The organism is Nakamurella flavida (assembly GCF_030811475.1).
In the GTDB taxonomy this organism is placed as follows: domain Bacteria; phylum Actinomycetota; class Actinomycetes; order Mycobacteriales; family Nakamurellaceae; genus Nakamurella; species Nakamurella flavida.
The window spans coordinates 1,490,410-1,510,551 of sequence record NZ_JAUSQV010000001.1; the positions used below are offsets into that span (position 1 = coordinate 1,490,410).

17 protein-coding genes are annotated in these 20,142 nt (G+C 72.4%); 10 read left to right on the forward strand and 7 right to left on the reverse strand.

Annotation, left to right across the window (positions count from 1 at the left end):
• Window positions 1-139 precede the first annotated feature (139 nt).
• Window positions 140-541 (reverse strand): hypothetical protein, encoded by a 402-nt coding sequence (locus tag J2S58_RS06625; RefSeq protein WP_205258506.1) that lies wholly within the window; start codon window positions 539-541, stop codon window positions 140-142.
• Window positions 542-967: 426 nt separating this feature from the next.
• Here J2S58_RS06625 and J2S58_RS06630 point away from each other — a divergent pair, with 426 nt between their 5' ends.
• The gene (locus J2S58_RS06630) at window positions 968-1,747 is read left to right on the forward strand and encodes a GAF and ANTAR domain-containing protein (protein ID WP_205258505.1); all 780 of its coding nucleotides are present in this window, start codon (window positions 968-970) and stop codon (window positions 1,745-1,747) included.
• A 119-nt stretch (window positions 1,748-1,866) separates the two neighbouring features.
• On the opposite strand, the gene J2S58_RS06635 is transcribed toward J2S58_RS06630, so the two are convergent.
• The 4 genes from J2S58_RS06635 to J2S58_RS06650 all read right to left on the reverse strand — a co-directional run bounded on the left by J2S58_RS06635 (window position 1,867) and on the right by J2S58_RS06650 (window position 6,873).
• Entirely contained in the window at window positions 1,867-3,345 is a 1,479-nt protein-coding gene (locus J2S58_RS06635; RefSeq protein ID WP_205258504.1) for an alanine--tRNA ligase-related protein, read from the reverse strand.
• A 289-nt stretch (window positions 3,346-3,634) separates the two neighbouring features.
• Complete coding sequence (locus tag J2S58_RS06640) at window positions 3,635-4,330, reverse strand: YggS family pyridoxal phosphate-dependent enzyme (RefSeq protein WP_205258503.1); 696 nt, start codon at window positions 4,328-4,330, stop codon at window positions 3,635-3,637.
• Between the two features lie 60 nt (window positions 4,331-4,390).
• Window positions 4,391-5,905 (reverse strand): glucose-6-phosphate dehydrogenase, encoded by a 1,515-nt coding sequence (gene zwf, locus J2S58_RS06645; RefSeq protein ID WP_205258502.1) that lies wholly within the window; start codon window positions 5,903-5,905, stop codon window positions 4,391-4,393.
• 116 nt (window positions 5,906-6,021) lie between these two features.
• Window positions 6,022-6,873: a biotin--[acetyl-CoA-carboxylase] ligase gene (locus tag J2S58_RS06650; RefSeq protein ID WP_205258501.1), complete on the reverse strand. Its 852-nt coding sequence runs from the start codon at window positions 6,871-6,873 to the stop codon at window positions 6,022-6,024.
• A gap of 183 nt (window positions 6,874-7,056) precedes the next feature.
• Here J2S58_RS06650 and J2S58_RS06655 point away from each other — a divergent pair, with 183 nt between their 5' ends.
• The 6 genes from J2S58_RS06655 to J2S58_RS06680 all read left to right on the forward strand — a co-directional run bounded on the left by J2S58_RS06655 (window position 7,057) and on the right by J2S58_RS06680 (window position 12,703).
• Complete coding sequence (locus J2S58_RS06655) at window positions 7,057-8,658, forward strand: carboxyl transferase domain-containing protein (protein ID WP_205258552.1); 1,602 nt, start codon at window positions 7,057-7,059, stop codon at window positions 8,656-8,658.
• Window positions 8,659-8,687: 29 nt separating this feature from the next.
• Window positions 8,688-9,350: a Maf family nucleotide pyrophosphatase gene (locus J2S58_RS06660; RefSeq protein ID WP_205258551.1), complete on the forward strand. Its 663-nt coding sequence runs from the start codon at window positions 8,688-8,690 to the stop codon at window positions 9,348-9,350.
• A gap of 65 nt (window positions 9,351-9,415) precedes the next feature.
• Window positions 9,416-9,907: a DUF1707 SHOCT-like domain-containing protein gene (locus J2S58_RS06665; RefSeq protein WP_205258500.1), complete on the forward strand. Its 492-nt coding sequence runs from the start codon at window positions 9,416-9,418 to the stop codon at window positions 9,905-9,907.
• Between the two features lie 54 nt (window positions 9,908-9,961).
• Complete coding sequence (locus J2S58_RS06670; RefSeq protein WP_205258499.1) at window positions 9,962-10,357, forward strand: MerR family transcriptional regulator; 396 nt, start codon at window positions 9,962-9,964, stop codon at window positions 10,355-10,357.
• A gap of 50 nt (window positions 10,358-10,407) precedes the next feature.
• A complete protein-coding gene (locus J2S58_RS06675) occupies window positions 10,408-11,424 on the forward strand; it encodes an aldo/keto reductase (protein WP_205258498.1) in 1,017 nt (338 codons plus the stop codon).
• Window positions 11,425-11,479: 55 nt separating this feature from the next.
• Complete coding sequence (locus J2S58_RS06680) at window positions 11,480-12,703, forward strand: NAD(P)/FAD-dependent oxidoreductase (RefSeq protein ID WP_205258497.1); 1,224 nt, start codon at window positions 11,480-11,482, stop codon at window positions 12,701-12,703.
• A 67-nt stretch (window positions 12,704-12,770) separates the two neighbouring features.
• Here J2S58_RS06680 and J2S58_RS06685 read toward each other — a convergent pair whose 3' ends face one another.
• The gene (locus J2S58_RS06685; protein WP_205258496.1) at window positions 12,771-14,522 is read right to left on the reverse strand and encodes a glycerol-3-phosphate dehydrogenase/oxidase; all 1,752 of its coding nucleotides are present in this window, start codon (window positions 14,520-14,522) and stop codon (window positions 12,771-12,773) included.
• Window positions 14,523-15,016: 494 nt separating this feature from the next.
• Here J2S58_RS06685 and glpK point away from each other — a divergent pair, with 494 nt between their 5' ends.
• Entirely contained in the window at window positions 15,017-16,531 is a 1,515-nt protein-coding gene (gene glpK, locus J2S58_RS06690) for a glycerol kinase GlpK (protein WP_205258495.1), read from the forward strand.
• Between the two features lie 585 nt (window positions 16,532-17,116).
• On the forward strand, window positions 17,117-18,037 hold the full coding sequence (locus J2S58_RS06695) for a hypothetical protein (RefSeq protein ID WP_205258494.1): 921 nt from the start codon (window positions 17,117-17,119) through the stop codon (window positions 18,035-18,037).
• Between the two features lie 74 nt (window positions 18,038-18,111).
• Here J2S58_RS06695 and J2S58_RS06700 read toward each other — a convergent pair whose 3' ends face one another.
• Complete coding sequence (locus J2S58_RS06700) at window positions 18,112-19,518, reverse strand: NAD(P)H-quinone dehydrogenase (RefSeq protein WP_205258493.1); 1,407 nt, start codon at window positions 19,516-19,518, stop codon at window positions 18,112-18,114.
• Window positions 19,519-19,653: 135 nt separating this feature from the next.
• Here J2S58_RS06700 and J2S58_RS06705 point away from each other — a divergent pair, with 135 nt between their 5' ends.
• Window positions 19,654-20,136, forward strand: a complete 483-nt coding sequence (locus tag J2S58_RS06705; protein ID WP_205258492.1) for a gamma-glutamylcyclotransferase — start codon at window positions 19,654-19,656, stop codon at window positions 20,134-20,136.
• Window positions 20,137-20,142 lie beyond the last annotated feature (6 nt).

Consider the following 20,142-nt stretch of genomic DNA (forward strand, 5'->3'; position numbering starts at 1 on the left):
AAGGGGACGGTGATCCGGGGCGGGTCCCGGGCGGCGGGACGGTGCGGCCGGAGCAGCAGCGTCGGCCCCGGAGAGGCTGTCGGATCAGCAGCCGAAGAATAGATCGCCCCTGCCCCGGTGACCAGACCGGTGGCACAGGTCACTGCGGGTGCCCACCCCCGAGGGAGTCCAGGATGTGCCGCGCGGCGGCGGGCCGGGTCAGGCCACGGCGGGCCGCGTACTCGTCGAGTGCGGCCCGGGGATCGGCGTGTCCGCGGACCAGCAGGACCCCGATCGCCTGGTCGAGTTCGCCGGCCGCCGCCGGGTCGGGCCCGCCCCCGGGCCACGGGTGGTGATCCCGGGGGGTGTCCCGGTGCGGGTCGAGGAGCACATCGGCCGATGCCCCGAGGGCGGCACGGGCATCGCCGGCCAGTCCGGTGAAGGCGTCGGGGTCGCCGGCGAAGAACTCGAAGACCAGGTGCGAAGGATCCGCGGAACCGGCCCGCAGGTTCATCCGCATCGATGCCCGCACCGCGGCCGGCTCGGTCAGCGTGCTCAGCACGGTTGTACCTGCGTCGTCAGGATGTGCCTCCCGGATGACCGTCAGGCCCAGGAAGGACGGGACCGCCGTGATGAGGTCGTCGTGCAGGACGGCGAGGATGGCCGCGAGGTCCGTGCCGGGAATGTCCAGGGCCTGGGTGAGCAGGGCGAGACGGCGATCGACTTCCGGGGTGATGGCGATGGGGCGCTCCGGCGGAGTCCCGAGGGTCCTGGACGGGTGACGCCTGGAGCCAGGGTCGCGAGGACGGGAACCCGGTGCCCGAGCGGCTCCGCCGAATCGGGTTCGGCGACCGGTCGAACAAGCCGAAGTGTACCCGCCATGGCTAGAGTGCCAGGCGGTGATCACGAACGTCCCCACCGACCACCCGCACCCGGTCATCAGCACGGCCCGTCCGACTGCCCTCCTGATACAGCGTAAGGACCGCTCATGACCACGCCACAGGACTCCGATCACCCTTCTCCGGGGCCGGCCGACGACGCCGATCTCAGCGCGAGCCTGGCCGGCCTGGCCGGCCTGAGTTCCCTCGGTTCGACATTGGAGACGGTGCTCACCAGGATCGCCGAGTACGCGGTGCAGGCCATCCCCGGCGCCGACGGCGCCGGGCTCACCCTGCTGGAACCCGACCGGGCCGACCTGATCGTCAAGAGCGCGCCGTTCGTGGTGGAAGTCGACGACATCCAGTACGACCTCGGCGAAGGGCCCTGCGTGGATGCCGCCGCGCAGGGCCGGACCATGCGTTCGGGATCCCTCGGCGGGGACCCACGCTGGCCGCGATTCGGTCCCCGCGTCGGCCGGCTCGGCGTGCACAGTGTCCTGTCCCTGCCGCTGATCACCCCCACCGGCGTGGTGGGCGCGATGAACGTCTACGCGCACGCCAAGCACGCCTTCGACGAGAACGCCGAACGCGTCGGCGAGATCTTCGCCGTCCCGGCCGCGGTCAGCGTGCAGAACGCGCACATCCTCGCCCAGGCCCAACGCCTGGCCCAGCACCTGGAGATCGCGCTGGCCCATCGGGCTGCCATCGACCAGGCCATCGGCATCCTGCGGGCCCGCAGCGGGCTGACCGCCGACGAGGCGTTCGACCGCCTGCGCCAGCTCAGCCAGCACCAGCACCGCAAGCTGGCCGAGGTCGCCGCCACGATCGTGCAGGAGGCGGTCAACCGTGCGCGGCACCAGCACCGTCCCCCGCCCGCCCCGTCATCCTGACGGGCCACACCGGCGCCGCACCCGGGCTCCGGTCGCGACGGAAGGCGAGAAGACCGCAGGGAGGCCGGTTTCCCGACCTCCCCACGATGGTGACTCCCGCCCCGCGGGAAGGTCCGTGACTACAGCTTCATCCTGCTGCCCTGCTGCGAACGCAGCCGCTGGATGTCCATCTGCTCGTCGAACTCGGCGCGCCACTCCGGGGAGAGCGAGATGCCCTGGTTGGTCGCCTCCTCGGTGCTGAGCTCGACGGGGAAGCCGAAGGTGTCGTAGAGGACGAAGAGGTCGGCCCCGGTGAGCCCGGTCCTGCGGTATCCGCGCAGTTTGCGCAGGCCCTTGCCGAGGGTGGACCGGAACGCCTTCTCCTCCTTGACCAGCACCGCGACGACCTTCTCGCGGTGCTCGGCGACCTCGGGATAGTCGTCGGCGTACAGATCGGCGATGACCGGGACGATCTCGGGGAAGAAGTTCTCCTGGATGCCCAGACCGAAGGCGTACCGGATGGCGCGGCGCAGCAGCCGGCGCATCACGTAGCCCTGTTCCTTGTTGCTGGGCACCACCCCGTCGACCGCCAGGAACGTCGCCCCGCGCAGGTGGTCGGCGATGACGCGCATGGCCTCGGTGCGGTCCTCGTAGGTCAGGCCCGACAATCCCTGCAGGTGCTCGACGATCGGCCACAGCAGGCTGATCCGGTAGACGTCCGGGCTCGAGATCGCCGCAGCGGCAATGCGTTCCAGGCCGGCGCCGAAGTCGACGTTCTGCTTGGGCAGTAGTGCGAAGCCGGTCTCGGTCCGCTGGTACTGCATGAAGACGGAGTTGCCGAGCTCGATGTACCGGCCGCAGTCGCAGTTCTGGTGGCAGTGCTCGCCGTAGGCGGTGTCGTGCTCGATCTCCGGGTACAGGTAGAACACCTCGGAGTCCGGGCCACCGGGCTCACCCACCGGCATCGCCTCGGCGCTGCCGCCGCGGCACCACCAGTTCTTCTTGCCGTAGAACGCGATCCGGGCGCCCTGGTTGCCCAGCCGGGCGCCCTCCTCCTCCGTGCCGAGCTCCACCTGGTCGGCGGACAGGCCGCCGGCGGTGAACAGCTCGGTCCAGATGCCCGCGCTCTCCTCGTCCTTGCCGATGTCGTTGGCGGGGTCGCCGGAGAAACAGGTGACGTAGATGCGCTCGGGGTCCAGGCCGACGATCTGCGTGAGGAACGTCCAGAACGAGGTCAGCTGCTCGCGCTTGAAGTAGTCGCCGAGGCTCCAGTTGCCCAGCATCTCGAAGAAGGTGGTGTGCCGGTTGTCGCCGACGTCCTCGATGTCCTGGACGCGCAGGCAGGTCTGGCTGTCGGCCAACCGGTGCCCGGCGGGGTGCTCCTGGCCCAGCAGGTAGGGCAGCAACGGTTGCATCCCGGCCCCGGTGAACAGCGTCGTCGGGTCGTCGTACAGCACCAGCGGCGCCCGGGGGATGACCACGTGCCCGCGGGAGACCTTGTACTCCAGGAACCGGCGACGGATCTCCTGGGTGGTGGCTGTCGGGGCGTCCGCCTCGGCGACAGCGGCCCCTGCGGCAGGGGCCTCGGCGACGTCGGTGGAGTCCAGGGCATCAGACATGCGGGGAGCATCGCAGGCGACCGACGCGGCCGGAAGAGCAGGAGTCAAAGCGTACCCGAATGGATCCACAGCGTGATGACGGTACGGCGGTCGGCATTCTGTCGACCAGCCCTCCGGGCGGCATCCGTGCAGCTCAGCCGCGCGGCGGCGCCGGTGGCCCCGTCCCGGACGGGTGGCGGGCCGCCATGACTCTGCGTCATGATTGGCCGCCCCCAGCGCCCCGCGCCGCTCGTCCCACACCTCGACGGAGTGGTCGATCAGCGCTAGCGTCCCGACGACCCGGGCAGGGTCAGGAGGCGGGCGGACGGGCGCCGAACACGGCCGAACCGAGGCGGACCATGGTGGCGCCCTCGGCGATGGCATCCGCGAAGTCCCCGCTCATACCCATCGACAGGACGACCGGTCCGCCCACGTCCAGCGGTGCGGCGAGCTCGGCCAACGTCCGGTACCCGGCCCGCACGGCGCCGCGGTCCGGGCTGTTCAGCCCGATGGTCATCAGGCCGCGGAGCCGTAGTCGGGGCAGATCCGCGACCTGGGCGATCAGCTCGGCAGCAGCCTCGGGCGGCACCCCGGCCTTGGAGTCCTCACCGGACACGTTCACCTGCACCATGACGTCCAGATCGCGCTCGAGCAGCTCGAGGCGCGCGTCGAGGCGGCGGGCCAGGGCGAGGGAGTCCAGCGTCTGCAGGCAGCTGATCACCGGCAGCAGCTGGTTCACCTTGTTGCCCTGCAGGTGGCCGATGAAATGCATCTCGTGCTCGACGTCGGCGAGCCCGGGGGCCTTGGCCACGGCCTCCTGCACGCGGTTCTCGCCGAACAGCCGGTGGCCGGCCGCGGCCACCGCGAGAACACGCTCCAGCGGCTGGGTCTTGGTGGCCAGCAGCATCCTCACGTCGGCCGGATCCCGACCGACGACCCGGGCGGCGGCGTCGACGGCGGCCCGGGCCGCAGCGGCCCGGGCCTGCACGTCCTGCGTGTCGTCCACCCGATCCACTCTAGGGCGGGGAGGGGACGGCCCCGCCCGCCCGGCGACGGACCCCGGCGGTCAGCCGTCGTTCTTGCTGGGCCGCCAGGCGCGCTCGAACGGCAGCCGCCAGGCGTGCGGGGCGATCAGCTGGTGGATGGCGTTGGGCCCCCACGAACCGGCCGCGTACGGCTTCACCGGCGGCGGGTCGTCCAGCAGCGGGATCGACCGTTCCCACAGGCTCTCGATGCCCTCGGCCGTGGTGAACAGCGTGTGGTCGCCGAGCATCGCGTCCAGGATGAGCCGCTCGTACGCCTCGAGGACGTCGGCCGCACGGTCGGTGTCGTGGGTGGAGAACTGCATCGACAGCTTGTCCAGGCGCATGCCCGGGCCGGGCCGCTTGCCGTAGAACGACAGCGACACCCTCGACTCGTCGGCCAGGTCGAACGTCAGGTGGTCCGGACCCTGGGTGCCGACGCCGGACCCGGTCGGGAACATCGACTTCGGCGCCTCCTTGAAGGCGATGGAGATGATCCGCTGCCCCTGGGCCATCTTCTTGCCGGTGCGCAGGTAGAACGGCACGCCGGCCCAGCGCCAGTTGTCGATGTTGGCCTTGAGCGCGATGAAGGTCTCGGTGTCGGACTCCGGGGCGACACCCTCCTCGCCGCGGTACCCGTGGTACTGCCCGCGGACGACGTCGCTGGGATCGATGGGCTGCAGGGAGCGGAAGACCTTGTTCTTCTCCTCGCTGATCGCCCGCGGCTCCAGCGCGGTCGGCGGCTCCATGGCCACGAACGCCATGACCTGGAAGAGGTGGGTGACCACCATGTCCTTGTAGGCCCCGGTGGACTCGTAGAAGCCGGCTCGCCGGTCCAGGCCGAGGGTCTCGGGGATGTCGATCTGGATGTGGTCGATGAAGTTGCGGTTCCAGATCGGCTCGAACAGACCGTTGGCGAACCGGAACGCCAGGATGTTCTGCGCCGCCTCCTTGCCCAGGAAGTGGTCGATGCGGAAGACCTGGCGCTCCTGGAAGGTCGCGTGCACCTGGTCGTTCAGGGCCTTGGCCGACTCCAGGTCGACGCCGAACGGCTTCTCCATGACCACGCGGGAACGCTCGACCAGACCGGCCTCGGCCAACATGGTGACCACGGCCAGGGCGGCCTTGGGCGGCACGCTCAGGTAGTGCAGGCGGCGGGCGTCGTGGCCCAGCTCGTCCTCGGCGCGCAGCACCGCACTGGCCAGCTCGCGCGGTCCGGCGCTCTGCGGCACGTAGTGCAGCTTGGCCGCGAACGTCTCCCACTGGGCGTCGGTCAGCGGCCGGGTGGAGAACTCGGTGACGGCCTGCTTGGCGAACGCGCGGAACTGCTCGTCGTCCATGTCCTCCAGCGAGCTGGCGACGACCTGGACGTCCGGCGTCAGCGACGACAACGCCAGGTGGGTCAGGCCGGGCAGCAGCTTGCGCCGGGACAGGTCGCCGGTCGCGCCGAACAGCACGATGACGTGCGGGGCCACCTGCTCGGTGAGCCGGCGCCCGTGACGGGACGTCGATTCGCCGCCGGGGTAGGCGATGGTCTGGGCGTAACTGGGTTCGGACACCAGGGGGACTATTCCACCGCGCGGGGCCGGTGGGGAGAGCGGGCGCGGCTGTTCACGCACCCGCAGCACCGCCGTCACATCGGCGACCCGCCGTCCGGTCCGCCGGTGACCCGCCGTCAGGTGGCCGGACGGAGGTGGGTGACCTCGGCGACGCTCCAGGCCCGCTCCCGCCCGTCGGTGGTCCGCACGACGAGGGCGCCGTCCGGCGTGATGTCGGTGGCCACCCCCAGCACCTCGGCGCCGCCGGGAATCTGCAGGCGCACCGACCGTCCGAGAGTGGCCGAGCGGTCGCGGTAGTCGGCCCGCAACCCGCCGGCGTCGACGTCCCCGTCGGCGACGAACCACCGGTCCAGCCGGGCGGACAGGCCGTCCAGCACGGCCGCGGCGAGGGCGGCCCGATCGAAGGCGGGGCCGACCGCACCCAGCAGGGCCAGCGAGGTGGCGTCCGGGCGGGGCAGTTCGTCGGCCCGCAGGGTGATGTTCACCCCGGACCCGACGACCACGGTCTCCGCACCCGCCTCACCGAGGATGCCGGCGATCTTGTCCCCGTCCACCAGCACGTCGTTCGGCCACTTCAGCCCCACGTCGCGACCGGGCAGCAGGGCGGCCAGCGCGTCGACCAGGGCGAGGCCGAGGACCGCACCGGCCCACCCACGGCGGGCCGGCGGCACGGGCGGGCGGTGCAGGGCGATCGACATCATCAGACCCGCCCCGGCGGGACAGCTCCACACCCGTCCCGCCCGGCCGCGACCGCGGATCTGCTCCTCGGCGATGAGCACGGCCACCGCACCGGACGGCGGGGCCGGGGTGTCCATCAGATCGGCGTTCGTCGACCCGGTGCTGATCACGTGCCCGATGTCCCACCGCGTCGGATCGGCCACCCGGGCGCGGACGTCCGCGGCCGAGATGGGGGCACGCGCATCGGCCCGGGCGGACGGCACGGACGGGGCGGAACGATCTACGGACACCGCGCCAGGGTAGGAGCCCGACCCCGGTACGCGGCTACCCTCGCGGCATCCGGCGCCGGCGCACCTCCGCGCGGCGCCGGTCCCGGGAGGGGATCCATGACCGAGCCGCACCCGCAGACCGGGCCGACCGGCCCCGCGCCGTCGGCCGACGCCCCCGCCCGGCCGGAGCTACCCGTCGCCGAGATGTCACCCGGACCCGACCCGGACACCACCGCGGGTCGACTGGCCATCTTGCAGGACCGCCTGGCACAGGCCCGGCACCCCGGGTCCGCCGAAGCGGTCGCCCGGCAGCACGACCGCGGCCGTGGCACCGCCCGGGAACGCCTCGACCTGCTGCTGGATCCCGGCTCGTTCGTGGAGTTCGACGCGTTGGCCCGGCACCGGTCGTCCGCCCCGGGCCTGGCCGACCGGCGCCCGTACGGCGACGGGGTGATCACCGGGTACGGCACCGTCGACGGCCGGCAGGTGTGCGTGTTCTCCCAGGACGTCACCGTCTTCGGCGGGTCCCTGGGCGAGGTGTACGGCGAGAAGATCGTCAAGATCATGGATCTCGCCGCCACCACCGGCCGGCCGATCATCGGCATCAACGAGGGCGGGGGTGCCCGCATCCAGGAGGGCGTGGTCTCCCTCGGCCTGTACGCGGAGATCTTCCGGCGCAACGTGGCCCTGTCCGGGGTGGTCCCGCAGATCTCGGTGATCATGGGCGCGGCCGCCGGCGGGCACGTCTACTCCCCCGCGCTGACCGACTTCGTCGTCATGGTCGAGGGCACCTCGCAGATGTTCATCACCGGCCCGGACGTGGTGCGCACCGTCACCGGCGAGGACGTCACCGCCGAGCAGCTGGGCGGGGCCCGGACGCACACCCGCAAGTCCGGCAACGCGCACCACGCCGGCAAGGACGAGGCCGACGCCCTGGACTACGTCCGGAAGCTGTTGTCCCATCTGCCGTCCCGGGCGGGAGCACCCCTGCCGGTCCGGGCGGCCGGCACCTCCGCCGAGACCACGGAGGCCGATCTCGCCCTGGACACCCTGATCCCGGACTCGTCGCGCAAGCCCTACGACATGCTGCGCGTGGTGCGCACGATCCTGGACGACGGCGAGTTCCTGCCCGTGCACGGCATGTTCGCGCGGAACATCCTCACCGGCTTCGGCCGGGTGGACGGGCGGCCGGTCGGGGTGGTGGCCAACCAACCGATGCACCTGGCCGGCACCCTGGACATCGACGCCTCGGAGAAGGCGGCCCGTTTCGTCCGCACCTGCGACGCGTTCGGTGTCCCGGTGCTCACCCTGGTCGACGTGCCCGGCTTCCTCCCCGGCACCGGCCAGGAGTGGGGCGGCATCATCCACCGCGGCGCCAAGCTGATCTACGCCTACGCGGAGGCCACCGTGCCGCTGGTCACCGTCATCACCCGCAAGGCGTACGGCGGGGCCTACGACGTGATGGGGTCCAAGCACCTGGGTGCCGACGTCAACCTGGCCTGGCCCACCGCGCAGATCGCCGTGATGGGCGCGGCCGGAGCCGTGGAGTTGTTGCACCGCATGCAGATCGCCGCCGCCGTGCAGGAGCACGGGGTGGACGCGCCCGAAGTCGCCGAGCTCCGCGCCCGGCTGGCCCACGAGTACGAGGAGAGCCTGGTGAATCCGTACCTGGCCGCGGAACGCGGCTACGTCGACGCGGTCATCCCGCCGTCACGGACCCGGGCGGCGGTGCGCAGTGCCCTGGCCATGCTGGTCGACAAGCTGGCGTCCGGGCCGGATCGCAAGCACGGGAACATCCCCCTGTGACCGGCATGCGGCCGGGGGCCCCGGGGCGGGTGCGGGTGGTGCTGGGTTCGGCCTCCCCGGCCCGACTGGGCATCCTGCGCGCGGCCGGCATCGATCCCCTGGTCATCGTCGCCGGGGTGGACGAGGACGCCGTGCTCGCGGGCGTGGCCGACCGGCCGTTCGCCGAGCGGGTCGCCGTGCTGGCCGAGGCCAAGGCCCAGGTGGTGGTGGACCGGATCCTCGCCGGCACAGCCGATCTCGAGCCCGCGGACGGCCCGCTGGTGGTCATCGGCTGCGACTCCATGCTCCTGCTCGACGACGAGCTGCAGGGCAAGCCGCACACCGCGGACCAGGCCCACGAGCGGTGGGCGCGGATGGCCGGCCGGTCCGGCGACCTGCTCACCGGGCACGCCCTGATCCATCTGGCGCAGGGGGCGGAGCGGGGCCGGACCCGGGGCACCGGCTCGACGGTGGTGCGGATCGGATCGCCGACGGCGCACGAGATCGACGCCTACGTCGCCACCGGGGAGCCGCTGGCCGTGGCGGGCGCCCTGACCCTGGACGGCTACGGCGGATGGTTCGTCGACGGCGTCGACGGCGACCCGTCCAACGTCATCGGCCTGTCGCTCCCGCTGACCCGGACACTGCTGGCCGAGCTGGGCCTGTCGGTGGTCGACCTGTGGCGCCCGCCGTCCGCTCGCCCCGCCCCCTGACCGGGACACCCGGATGCGGCCGGGTCACCCGGGTGCGGGCTGACCGGTGACTACAGTGCGGGGGTATGACCTCGCCCGGCCGCTCCGAGTCCGATCCCGCCGTCGTCCGGGTGGGCGACACCGAACGGAACTCCGCCCTGGAGGCGCTCGGTGAGCACCTGACCGCGGGCCGCCTGGACATGGACGAGTACGGCGAACGCAGCGCGCGGGTCACCACGGCGCGCACCGTCGCCGATCTGAAGTCGGTGTTCACCGATCTGCCGGCCCCACACCCTTCCCTGCCCGGCTCGACCGTGGCCCGTCCGAGCGGTGCGTCCGCGTCGCCGTGGACGGCCGCGGCCCCCTCGCCGCCCGCCGGCCCGGACACCGGCGCGGTGGCGCGCAGTCGGGCCCAGAAGACGGTGGCCGTGGTCACCGCACTGTCCGTGCCCATCGCCCTCATCCTGTTCTTCGTCCTGGGCACCGTGCTGAGTTTCAGCGGAGCATGGCTGGCCTTCCTGCTCATCCCCGCCGCCGGCGCCGTCGCCAATGCCGTCCAGGGACCCACCGCCCGCTGAACGCGGGCCTGGAGCCCACTCGCGGTTCCCGCCCGGGGCGGGCACACTCCGGGCATGACGACCGCACCGGGCCTGAGCATCGCCGACGCCGCCGCGCGCAGCGGGCTGACCACCCACACGCTGCGGTACTACGAGCGGGACGGCCTGCTCCTCGAACCGGTCGGCCGCGCCGCCGGCGGGCACCGCCGGTACGCCGAACGTGACCTGACCTGGATCACACTGATCACCCGGTTACGCGCGACGGGCATGCCGATCCGCGACATCCGTGCCTACGCCGAGCTCGTCCGGGCCGGCGCCGGCACCGAACCGGAACGACTGGCCCTGCTCGTCGCGCATCGGGAGCGGGTGCTGGCCGAACTGGCGGAGACCACCGCGCACCTCAGCGCCCTGGACGGCAAGATCGCCCTGTACCGCGACCGGCTGACGCATCCGGATCAGCGGGTGGGCTGACCCGCCGGCCCGATTGACTTCGAGCGCACTCCAAGGACGAGAGTGCCGGTATGACGAATTCTGCGAACGTCCTGCCCACCCGCGTGCTCGGGTCCGTCGAGCTCGGCAGCGACCTCTCCGTGTCCGCCCTGGGCCTGGGCTGCATGGGCATGTCCGAGTTCTACGGCACCGCCGACGAGGGCGAGGCCGTGCGCACCGTGCACCGCGCGCTCGATCTCGGGGTGACCCTGCTGGACACCGCCGACATGTACGGCCCCTTCACCAACGAGCAGCTGGTGGGGCGGGCCATCGCCGACCGGCGGGACGCGGTCGTCCTGGCCACCAAGTTCGGCAACGTGCGCGACGTCGACAACCCGCGCAACCGGCGGATCGACGGCAGCCCCGAGTACGTGCGCAGCGCCTGCGACGCCAGCCTGGCCCGGCTCGGCGTCGACCACATCGATCTGTACTACCAGCACCGGGTGGACCGCAGCGTGCCGATCGAGGAGACGGTCGGGGCGATGGCCGAGCTGGTGGCGGCCGGGAAGGTGCGCCGCCTCGGGCTCTCCGAGGCCTCGGTGGACACCGTCCGCCGGGCGCACGCGGTCCATCCGATCACCGCCCTGCAGACCGAGTACTCCCTGTGGACCCGGCATGTCGAGGAGGCCATCCTGCCCGCCCTACGCGAACTGGGCATCGGGCTGGTCCCGTACTCGCCGCTGGGCCGGGGCTTCCTGACCGGCACCATCACCTCGACCGACGACCTGGACGCCGACGACTTCCGTCGGCACAACCCCCGCTTCCAGGGGGACGCCCTGCAGGCCAACCTGGCGCTGGTCGAGCGGGTCCGGGCCGTCGCGGAACGCCGTGATGTCACCGCCGGTCAGCTGGCCCTGGCCTGGGTGCTCGATCAGGGCCCGGACGTGGTCCCGATCCCGGGCACCAAGCGCGTGCGCTACCTGGAGGAGAACGTCGCCGCGGCGGCCATCACCCTGACCGACCAGGATCGCGTCGAGCTGGCCGCGGCCGTTCCCGTCGACGCCGTGGTCGGCGAGCGCTACCCGGACATGTCGAGCATCGACGCCTGAACCGGGCCGAGCCGACCGGACGGGCCGCGGTGTCCGGTGGTGGCAGGCTGGGCCGATGGGACACAGGCCGGATGTGGTGGTGGTCGGGGCCGGGGTCGCCGGGCTGGCGTGCGCGGCCGACCTCCAGGCCCGGGGCCTGCAGGTGCGCGTGCTGGAGAAGGCCGACCGCGTCGGTGGGCGGATCCGCACGGAACGTCTCGACGGCTACCTGTGCGACATCGGCTTCCAACTGCTCAACCCGGCGTACCCGCAGGTCGGCCGGACGGTCGACGTGCCGGCGTTGGGCCTGCAGCAGTTCGCCGCCGGAGTGCGGGTCAACCGGGGCTCGGGCTCGGCGGTGCTGGGCGACCCCCGGCGGGAGCCCCACCTGCTCGGTCGGACCCTGCGCAGCGGGTTGCTCGACGTCCGGGAGATCGCCGGTCTGATCCGGTGGGCGGCCCCGACGGTGCTCGCCCCCCAGCGGTCCCTGCGCGCCCCGGACCGCACGGTGGCCCAGGCGTGGGACGCGGTCGGCGTGCGGGGCCCGCTGCGCCGGCAGGTGCTGCAGCCGTTCCTGAGCGGCGTGCTCGCCGATGACCCCGGGCACGCGTCCGACACCTACGTCCGGTTGCTCATCCGCTCCTTCCTGCTCGGTACGCCGGGCCTGCCCCGCGAGGGGATGCAGGCCCTCCCCGACCAGCTGGCCGCACGTCTGTCCGCCCCCGTCGAGACCGGAACCGAGGTCGTGGGGATCGGGCCGGGACCGGTGGTGCGCACCGCATCCGGGAAGATCCGGGCGCGGGCCGTGGTCGTCGCCACCGATCTCCCGGCCGCGGCCGCCCTGGACCTCACCCCGACCCGGCCCACCGGTGGCCTGACCACCTGGTGGTACGCGACACCGGACGATCTGCCGCGGGACCGGCTGCTGTGCGTCGACGGACAGGGCGGACCCGTGGCCAACACGGCCGTCGTCTCCGCCGCCGCCCCCAGCTACGCGCCCCCGGGTCGGGGCCTCGTGCAGCTCACCGCGCTCAGCGCGGCCGGCCTCGGCGACGACCGCGCCCTGGCCCAGGCGGGCCGACTCTGGCGTGCGGACACCACGGAATGGGAGTTGCTGGTGCGGCACGACGTCCACGACGCCCTGCCCGTGACCCGCCCACCGCTGCCGATCCGGCGTCCGGTCGACCTGGGCGACGGGATCCTGCTGTGCGGGGACCACCAGGACACCCCGTCCACCCAGGGCGCCCTGGCCTCGGGTCACCGGGCGGCCCGGGCGACCGTCCGGCATCTGGCCGGCTGACGACCGACGGCGGCCCACCCGGGTGGGGTGGACCGCCGCAGTCGTCGGGCCGGGCGGTAGGCCCGGGTCAGGCGACCGGGGACACCAGCCGTCCGCGCACCTCGGGTGCCTCCAGCCGGGCCTGATCGGCTGCCTGGTCGTCCGGCTCGGTCTGCGACAACCGCTCGGCCTCGACCCGGGCCACGTAGCTGGCCACCTCGTGGGCGCGCTGCTCGGCCGACCAGCCCAGCACCCCGCCCATGAGATCGGCGACCCGCTCGACGCTCTCGGTCCCGCGGTGCGCGTACTCGATCGAGATGCGGGTCCGCCGGGCCAGCACGTCCTCCACGTGCAGCGCCCCCTCGACCAACGTCGCGTACAGGATCTCCACCTGCAGGTACTCCGGCGCCCCGGGGATGGCCGTGAGCAGCTGCGGGTCGGCGTGCTCGGGATCCAGCGCCAGGTCGAGCACGGCGAACAACTCCGAGCCGTACCGGTCCAGCAGGTGGCGCACCCGGTAGGGGTGGACGCCGTAGCGCGCGCCGATGCGGTCGGCCTGGTTGACCAGGGCCTGGTAGCCCTCGGCGCCGACCAGCGGCACGTTCTCGGTGCAGGAGGGGGCGATGCGGCCGGGCAGGTCCTCGGCGGCCGCGTCCACCGCATCGGCGCCCATCACGCGGTACGTCGTGTACTTGCCGCCGGCGATGGAGACCAGACCGGGAGCGACCCGGGCCACCGCGTGCTCGCGGGACAGCTTGGAGGACTGCTCGCTCTCCCCCGCCAGCAGCGGGCGCAGCCCGGCGTAGACACCCTCGATGTCGTCGTGGGTGAGCGGCACGGCCAGCACCGAGTTGACGTGCCCGAGGATGTAGTCGATGTCCTTGCGGGTGGCCGCCGGGTGCGCGAGATCGAGATTCCAGTCGGTGTCGGTGGTCCCGATGATCCAGTGCGCCTTCCACGGGATGACGAACAGGACCGACTTCTCCGTCTTGAGGATGATGCCGCTCTCGGAGGTGATCTTGTCCCGGGCCACGACCAGGTGCACACCCTTGGACGCGCGGACCTTGAACCGGCCCCGCCCGCCGGACAACCGCTGCAGTTCGTCCGTCCACACCCCGGCCGCGTTGATCACCACGCGCGCCTTGACGTCGATGGTCGCCGCCGGTCCCCCGTCGGCGTTCTCCACGTCACGGATCCGGACGCCGGCGACCCGGTCGGCCTCCTTGATGAAGCTGACGACCTGCGCCGAGCTCTGCACCACCGCGCCGTAGGCGGCCGCGGTGCGGGCCACGGCGAGCGTGTGCCGGGCGTCGTCCACCTGGCCGTCGTAGTAGCGGATCCCGCCGACCAGGGCATCGCGTCGCAGTCCGGGCACCAGGCGCAGCGCGCCCGCCCGGGTCAGGTGCTTGTGCCGGGGCACCGACCGCGCGCCGCCCATCGTGTCGTACATCATCAGGCCGGCACCCACGTACGGGCGCTCGACGACGCTCTTGGACAGCGGGTACAGGAACGAGACCGGCTTGGCCAGGTGCGGGCAGAGCTTGGTCAGCATCAGCTCGCGCTCCCGCAGGGCCTCCCGCACCAACCCGAACTCGAACATCTCCAGGTAGCGGAGCCCGCCGTGGAAGAGCTTCGACGATCGCGACGAGGTGCCCGACGAGATGTCCCGGGCCTCGATCATCGCCACGGACAGGCCGCGGGTGGCCGCGTCCAGGGCTGCGCCGGCACCGACGACGCCGGCGCCGATGACGACGACGTCGAAGGTCTCCTCCGCCAGCCGCCGGAAGTTCTCCGCCCGTTCCGCCGGGCCCAATCGCCCCGCGACCGTCTCACCATTCATTCCCGTGCCGCCTTCGTTGGTCGGACCGGCTATTCCGGTCGCACGTTCTGTTCCGCCGATCTGCGTCCTGTCCGTTCGACCCGCGCTGATCACCGGCGATCACCCACGATACCTCTGCTGCGACAGGGGCACCCGTCCACCAGCTGTGGTTTTCCTCGCGGCCACCCGGAAGGACGGGTCATATTTATGCAGGCCATTCCCGTCATATTTATGCACGGGTGAAAGGGGCGCCGGGACGTGGCCGGAGGTCGACCGACCCCGCCGGGAATGGCGGCTGTGCAGAACACCCGCTCGTCGTCTCCCTCGGGCCGGAGCCGTGTCCGCGGGCTCGGCCGTACGCGGCCCGGTCCCGCGTCGGACCCGCCGCCCACGGACGTCGGCCCGGACGCCCGCCCCCGGTCCTTGCCACCCGGGCCCTCTGCCTGCAACGGTGCCGACCTGCCCCACTGCCCCACTGCCCCGACCCCGACCCGTCCACTGCCGGAGGACCCCGCATGAGCGACTACGTCGCCGCCATCGACCAGGGCACCACCTCGACCCGGTGCATGGTGTTCGACCACGGGGGCCGCGTGGTCTCGGTCGACCAGCGGGAACACGAACAGATCTTCCCGCGGGCGGGCTGGGTGGAGCACGACGCCCTGGAGATCTGGGAGAACACCCGGGCCGTCGCCGCCGCCGCCCTGGGCAGGGCCGACCTGACCAGGAACGACCTCGCCGCCGTCGGCATCACCAACCAGCGGGAGACCGCGCTCGTCTGGGACCGGACGACCGGGCAGCCGGTGTCCCACGCGATCGTCTGGCAGGACACCCGGACCGGACCGATCTGCGACCGGCTCGCCGCGCTCGGCGGAGGCGCCGACCGGTACAGGGCGACGGTGGGACTGCCGCTGGCGACGTACTTCTCGGGCCCCAAGGTCCGCTGGATCCTCGACAACGTCGACGGCGCCCGGGAGCGGGCCGAGTCCGGCGACCTGGTGTTCGGGACCATGGACACCTGGACCCTCTGGAACATGACGGGCGGGGTCGACGGCGGACTGCACGTCACCGACCCCACCAACGCCTCGCGGACCCTGCTGATGGACCTGGACACCCTGCAGTGGGACGAGGACATCGCCGCGGAGATGGGCATCCCGCTGTCGATGCTGCCGGAGATCCGGTCGTCCTCCGAGGTGTACGGCGCGGGCCGGGCCCGCGGGCCGTTCGCCGGCGTCCCCATCGCCGGCATCCTCGGCGACCAGCAGGCGGCGACCTTCGGCCAGGCCTGCCTGGCCGTCGGCGAGGCCAAGAACACCTACGGCACCGGCAATTTCATGCTGCTGAACACCGGCACGACGAAGGTGCAGTCCGAGCACGGCCTGCTGACGACCGTGTGCTACAAGATCGGCGAGCAGCCCACCGTGTACGCGTTGGAGGGCAGCATAGCGGTGTCCGGGTCGCTCGTGCAGTGGCTCCGCGACAACCTCGGCCTGATCTCCTCCGCCGCCGAGATCGAACAGCTCGCCGCCACCGTCGAGGACAACGGCGGCGCCTATTTCGTCCCCGCGTTCTCCGGCCTGTACGCGCCGTACTGGCGGGCCGACGCCCGCGGCGCCGTCGTCGGGCTCACCCGGTACGTGAACAAGGGCCACATCGCCCGCGCCGTCCTGGAGGCCACCGCCTACCAGACCAGGGAGGTGCTGGAGGCGATGAACGCCGACTCCGGTGTCGACCTCACCTCCCTCAAGGTCGACGGCGGCATGACGACGAACGAGACCCTGATGCAGTTCCAGGCCGACATCCTCGGTGTCCCGGTCATCCGACCGGTCGTCAGCGAGACCACCGCCCTGGGCGCCGCCTACGCCGCCGGCCTCGCCGTGGGGTTCTGGGACTCCGAGGAGGAGATCCGCACCAACTGGGCCCAGGACAGGCAGTGGGACCCGCGGATGGATCCCCAGCTCCGCGACCGGCACTACCGCAAGTGGCGCAAGGCCGTCACCAGGACCTTCGACTGGATCGACGAGGACGACTGAGCCGGGCGCCGCGGTGCTGGTGAGGTGGGCGCTCGCGCGGGCGCCGCCGGGCGCCGAGGCCGCGCGGCGTTCTTGCTCCCACTTGCCGTACGCGCCCTCACCTTTCGTCCGCGCCTCGCATCAGAGGCGCGTTCACTCAACCGGGGCGCGAACGGGCCAGCGGGTGCCGGCAGGCGCGCCTTGCCGGGCGGTGTTCGCGCCCCCACCTGTCCTCCGCGCCCCCACCTCTCATCCGCGCCTCGCATCAGAGGCGCGTTCACCCAACCGGGGCGCGAACGGGCCAGCGGGCGCCGGCGGCCGCCGACGGGGGGACGCCGGTCCCGCTGTCCAAGGCTGCGTTCAGGTCGTCGGTTGCCGGCCACACCAAAGATCCCGCCGACGCGCCCGAGCCTGTCATCCGCGCCGCGGATCAGAGGCGCGTCCACCCAACCGGGGCGCGGACGCGCCTGCCGGACTCCCAGCAGTCGCGCGACCTGTGCACACCCGTCCCCACCATTCACAGAACGCGCCCGGGCCGGACGGCGCAGTGTCCAGCGGTCGATGGTGGGAGCCATGAACGCTTCCTCGTCGGTTGATCCCATCGTGATGACCCGCAGGTCCGCCCTGCACGACGGCGAAACCGACGTCGGGCTGGCCCGGCGGCGCCGCAGGGGCGAGTTGTTCTCCCTGCGCCCCGGCGTCTACCTCTCGGCCACCCATCACGAGCAGGTCCGGCACGAATCGCGTCACCGGCTCCTCGCCCTGGCCACCCAATGGGTCGTGGCGTCCGACGCCTGCTTCAGCCACGCCTCGGCGGCCGTGCTGCACGGCATTCCGCTGTGGTCCGTCCCGCTGGACCGCGTGCAGATGACGAGACCCGGGGTGAACGGCGGCCACCGCCGGAAGACCCTGCACGTGCACATGTCCCGGATCACCGACGAGGACATCACCGTGCTCGACGGCATACCGGTCACGACCCCCGCCCGGACAGTGGTGGACCTGGCGCGCACCGTCGGCTTCGAACAGGCGGTGGCCATCGCCGACGCGGCACTGTTCCTGGGTCTGACCACCACGGAGGAACTGTCCGCGCAAGTGGGGCGGGCGGCCAGGTATCGCGGAATCGCTCGCGCACGTCGGGTCGTGTCCTTCGCCGACGGGCGGTCCGAGAGCGTCGGTGAGTCACGGAGCCGGGTGCTGCTCACCGCCGCCGGGGTCGCTCCGGTCGATCTCCAGGCGGTGATGCGCAACGAGCGCGGGGGCTTCCTCGGCCGGGTGGATTTTCTCTTCGCCGGGCGCCGGACCATCGGGGAGTTCGACGGCGAGATGAAGTACGGAAGGCTGTCTGCCGATCCCGCGCGCACGGTCTTCGACGAGAAGGTCCGCGAGGACGGGCTGCGCGAAGCAGGCTTCGCGGTCGTCCGGTGGACCTGGCGCGACCTCGTCGATCCTGCCCAACTGGCGGCTCGCATCCGTCGGGCGATCCCCCGCCAGGTCGGATCCGGCGGCACACGCGCCCCCGTTGCGTGAACGCGCCCCACATCAGCGGCGCGGACGACAACCCGGGGCGCGAACAACAACCCCGGGCGCGTGCCGCCGGCGGCTCAGCCCAGGTCCCCCGCGTAGTTGATGAGGCGACGGCCGAGCTCGGTGATGGTGCCGGACAGGGAGGGGTAGACGCTGAAGCTGTAGGCGAGATCCTTGACGGTGAGCCGGTTCTGCACGGCGACCGAGATGGCGAGGATCAGCTCGGAGGCGGCCGGGGACACCACGACGCCGCCGATGATGATGCCGGTGGCCGGCCGCACGATGAGCTTCACGAAGCCCTCGTTGAGGCCGAGCATCTTGGCCCGCGCGTTGGTGGCGAGCGGGAAGAGCAGGGCGCGGGCGGGGACGGTGCCGTTGTCCACCTCGCTCTGCGAGACACCGACCGTGGCGATCTCCGGGTGGGTGAAGATGTTCGAGGACACCGACTTCAGGCGCAACGGCGGAGCACCCTCGCCCAGCGCGTGCCAGATCGCGATGCGACCCTGCATGGCGGCGACGGAGGCCAGCATGAGCACCCCGGTGCAGTCGCCGGCCGCGTAGATGCCGGTCACGTTGGTGCGGGAGACGCGGTCGACGGTGATGAACCCGCCTGGGCCCGTCTCGACACCGACCTTCTCCAGCCCGAGGTCGGCGCTGTTCGGGACGGAGCCGACCGTCATGAGGCAGTGGCTGCCGCGGACCTCGCGGCCGTCGACGAGGGTGACGAGCACCCCGTCGCCCTCCCGGACCACCGAGGCCGCGCGGGCCTGCTTGGCCAGGGTCGCCCCGCGGTCGTGGAACACCTGCTCGATGACGGCGGCCGCGTCGGCGTCCTCGCCGGGCAGCACCCGGTCGCGGCTGGAGACCAGGGTGACCTGCACGCCCATCTCGGTGTAGGCGGACGCGAACTCGGCCCCGGTGACCCCGGAGCCGACGACGATCAGGTGCTCGGGCAGCTCGGTGAGGTCGTAGATCTGCCGCCAGGTCAGGATGCGCTCGCCGTCCGGCATGGCGGTGTCCAGGACGCGGGGGCTGGCCCCGGTGGCCAGCAGCACCAGCTCGGTGTCCACCACCCGGTTCGTCCCGTCGGCGCCGGTGATCTCGACCCGGTGGGCGGCCAGGCCCGGGGCGGAGTCGGCGAGCTGGGCGCGCCCGGCGACGATCTCCACCCCCTCCAGCTCGAGCCGGTTGCGGATGTCCAGGGACTGGGCCAGGGCCAGGCCCTCGACCCGCTCGTTGACGGTCCGCAGATCGACCGTGACCTGCTCGTCGTCGATCATCACGCCGAGTTCGCCGGCCGCCAGGGCGGCGGTGCGGCCACCGGCGGAGGCGATGAACGTCTTGGACGGGACGCAGTCGTAGAGGACGCAGCCACCGCCGACCCCCTCGTCCTCGACGAGGATCACCTCGGCGCCCAGCTGGCGCGCCGTCAGGGCGGACTCGTACCCGGCGGGGCCTCCACCGATGATGACGATGCGTGGCATGGGTGTCCCACTTCCTTCTCGCGGCAGGGGGTGACCCCTCGACCTTCCGGCGGGGGGTGGCCCCGCGACCTGGCCCGACCACCGTATCGGGCGGCCGCGACGGTCGAGGGGCACCGACCCCTCTATGGTCGGGGCATGGCGTTGTACGCGGCCTTCGGCCCCAACATGGACCCGGCCCAGATGACCCGGCGGTGCCCGTCGTCCCCGATGGTGGGTACCGGCTGGCTGCCGGGCTGGCGACTCACCTTCGGCGGCGAGGACCTGCTCTGGGAGGGCGCCCTGGCGATGGTCGTCCAGGACACGGACGCCGCCGGGGCCCGGGCCGACACGGCCTCGGCCGGAGTCTTCGTCGTCCTCTACGACATCACCGATGCGGACGAGAAGACGCTGGACTCGTGGGAGGGCGCCGATCTCGGGCTCTACACGAAGATCCGGCTGATGATCCACACCCTGGACGGTGACGTGCTGGCCTGGATGTACGCGCTGCAGGCGTTCGAGGGCGGACTGCCCTCCGCCCGGTACCTGGGGGCCGTGTCCGACGCGGCGGAGGCCGCCGGGGCACCGTCCGAGTACGTCTCCGACCTCCGTCGCCGACCCTGCCGGTCCAACAGCGTCTGAACCGGC

Excerpts from the sequence above, each read along its gene's own strand:
- J2S58_RS06630 (WP_205258505.1), top strand. The coding sequence starts at position 968 with ATGACCACGCCACAGGACTCCGATCACCCTTCTCCGGGGCCGGCCGAC.
- J2S58_RS06635 (WP_205258504.1), bottom strand. The coding sequence starts at position 3,345 with ATGTCTGATGCCCTGGACTCCACCGACGTCGCCGAGGCCCCTGCCGCA.
- J2S58_RS06655 (WP_205258552.1), top strand. The coding sequence starts at position 7,057 with ATGTCACCCGGACCCGACCCGGACACCACCGCGGGTCGACTGGCCATC.
- J2S58_RS06665 (WP_205258500.1), top strand. The coding sequence starts at position 9,416 with ATGACCTCGCCCGGCCGCTCCGAGTCCGATCCCGCCGTCGTCCGGGTG.
- J2S58_RS06670 (WP_205258499.1), top strand. The coding sequence starts at position 9,962 with ATGACGACCGCACCGGGCCTGAGCATCGCCGACGCCGCCGCGCGCAGC.
- J2S58_RS06675 (WP_205258498.1), top strand. The coding sequence starts at position 10,408 with ATGACGAATTCTGCGAACGTCCTGCCCACCCGCGTGCTCGGGTCCGTC.
- J2S58_RS06680 (WP_205258497.1), top strand. The coding sequence starts at position 11,480 with ATGGGACACAGGCCGGATGTGGTGGTGGTCGGGGCCGGGGTCGCCGGG.
- J2S58_RS06685 (WP_205258496.1), bottom strand. The coding sequence starts at position 14,522 with ATGAATGGTGAGACGGTCGCGGGGCGATTGGGCCCGGCGGAACGGGCG.
- glpK (WP_205258495.1), top strand. The coding sequence starts at position 15,017 with ATGAGCGACTACGTCGCCGCCATCGACCAGGGCACCACCTCGACCCGG.
- J2S58_RS06695 (WP_205258494.1), top strand. The coding sequence starts at position 17,117 with ATGACCCGCAGGTCCGCCCTGCACGACGGCGAAACCGACGTCGGGCTG.
- J2S58_RS06700 (WP_205258493.1), bottom strand. The coding sequence starts at position 19,518 with ATGCCACGCATCGTCATCATCGGTGGAGGCCCCGCCGGGTACGAGTCC.
- J2S58_RS06705 (WP_205258492.1), top strand. The coding sequence starts at position 19,654 with ATGGCGTTGTACGCGGCCTTCGGCCCCAACATGGACCCGGCCCAGATG.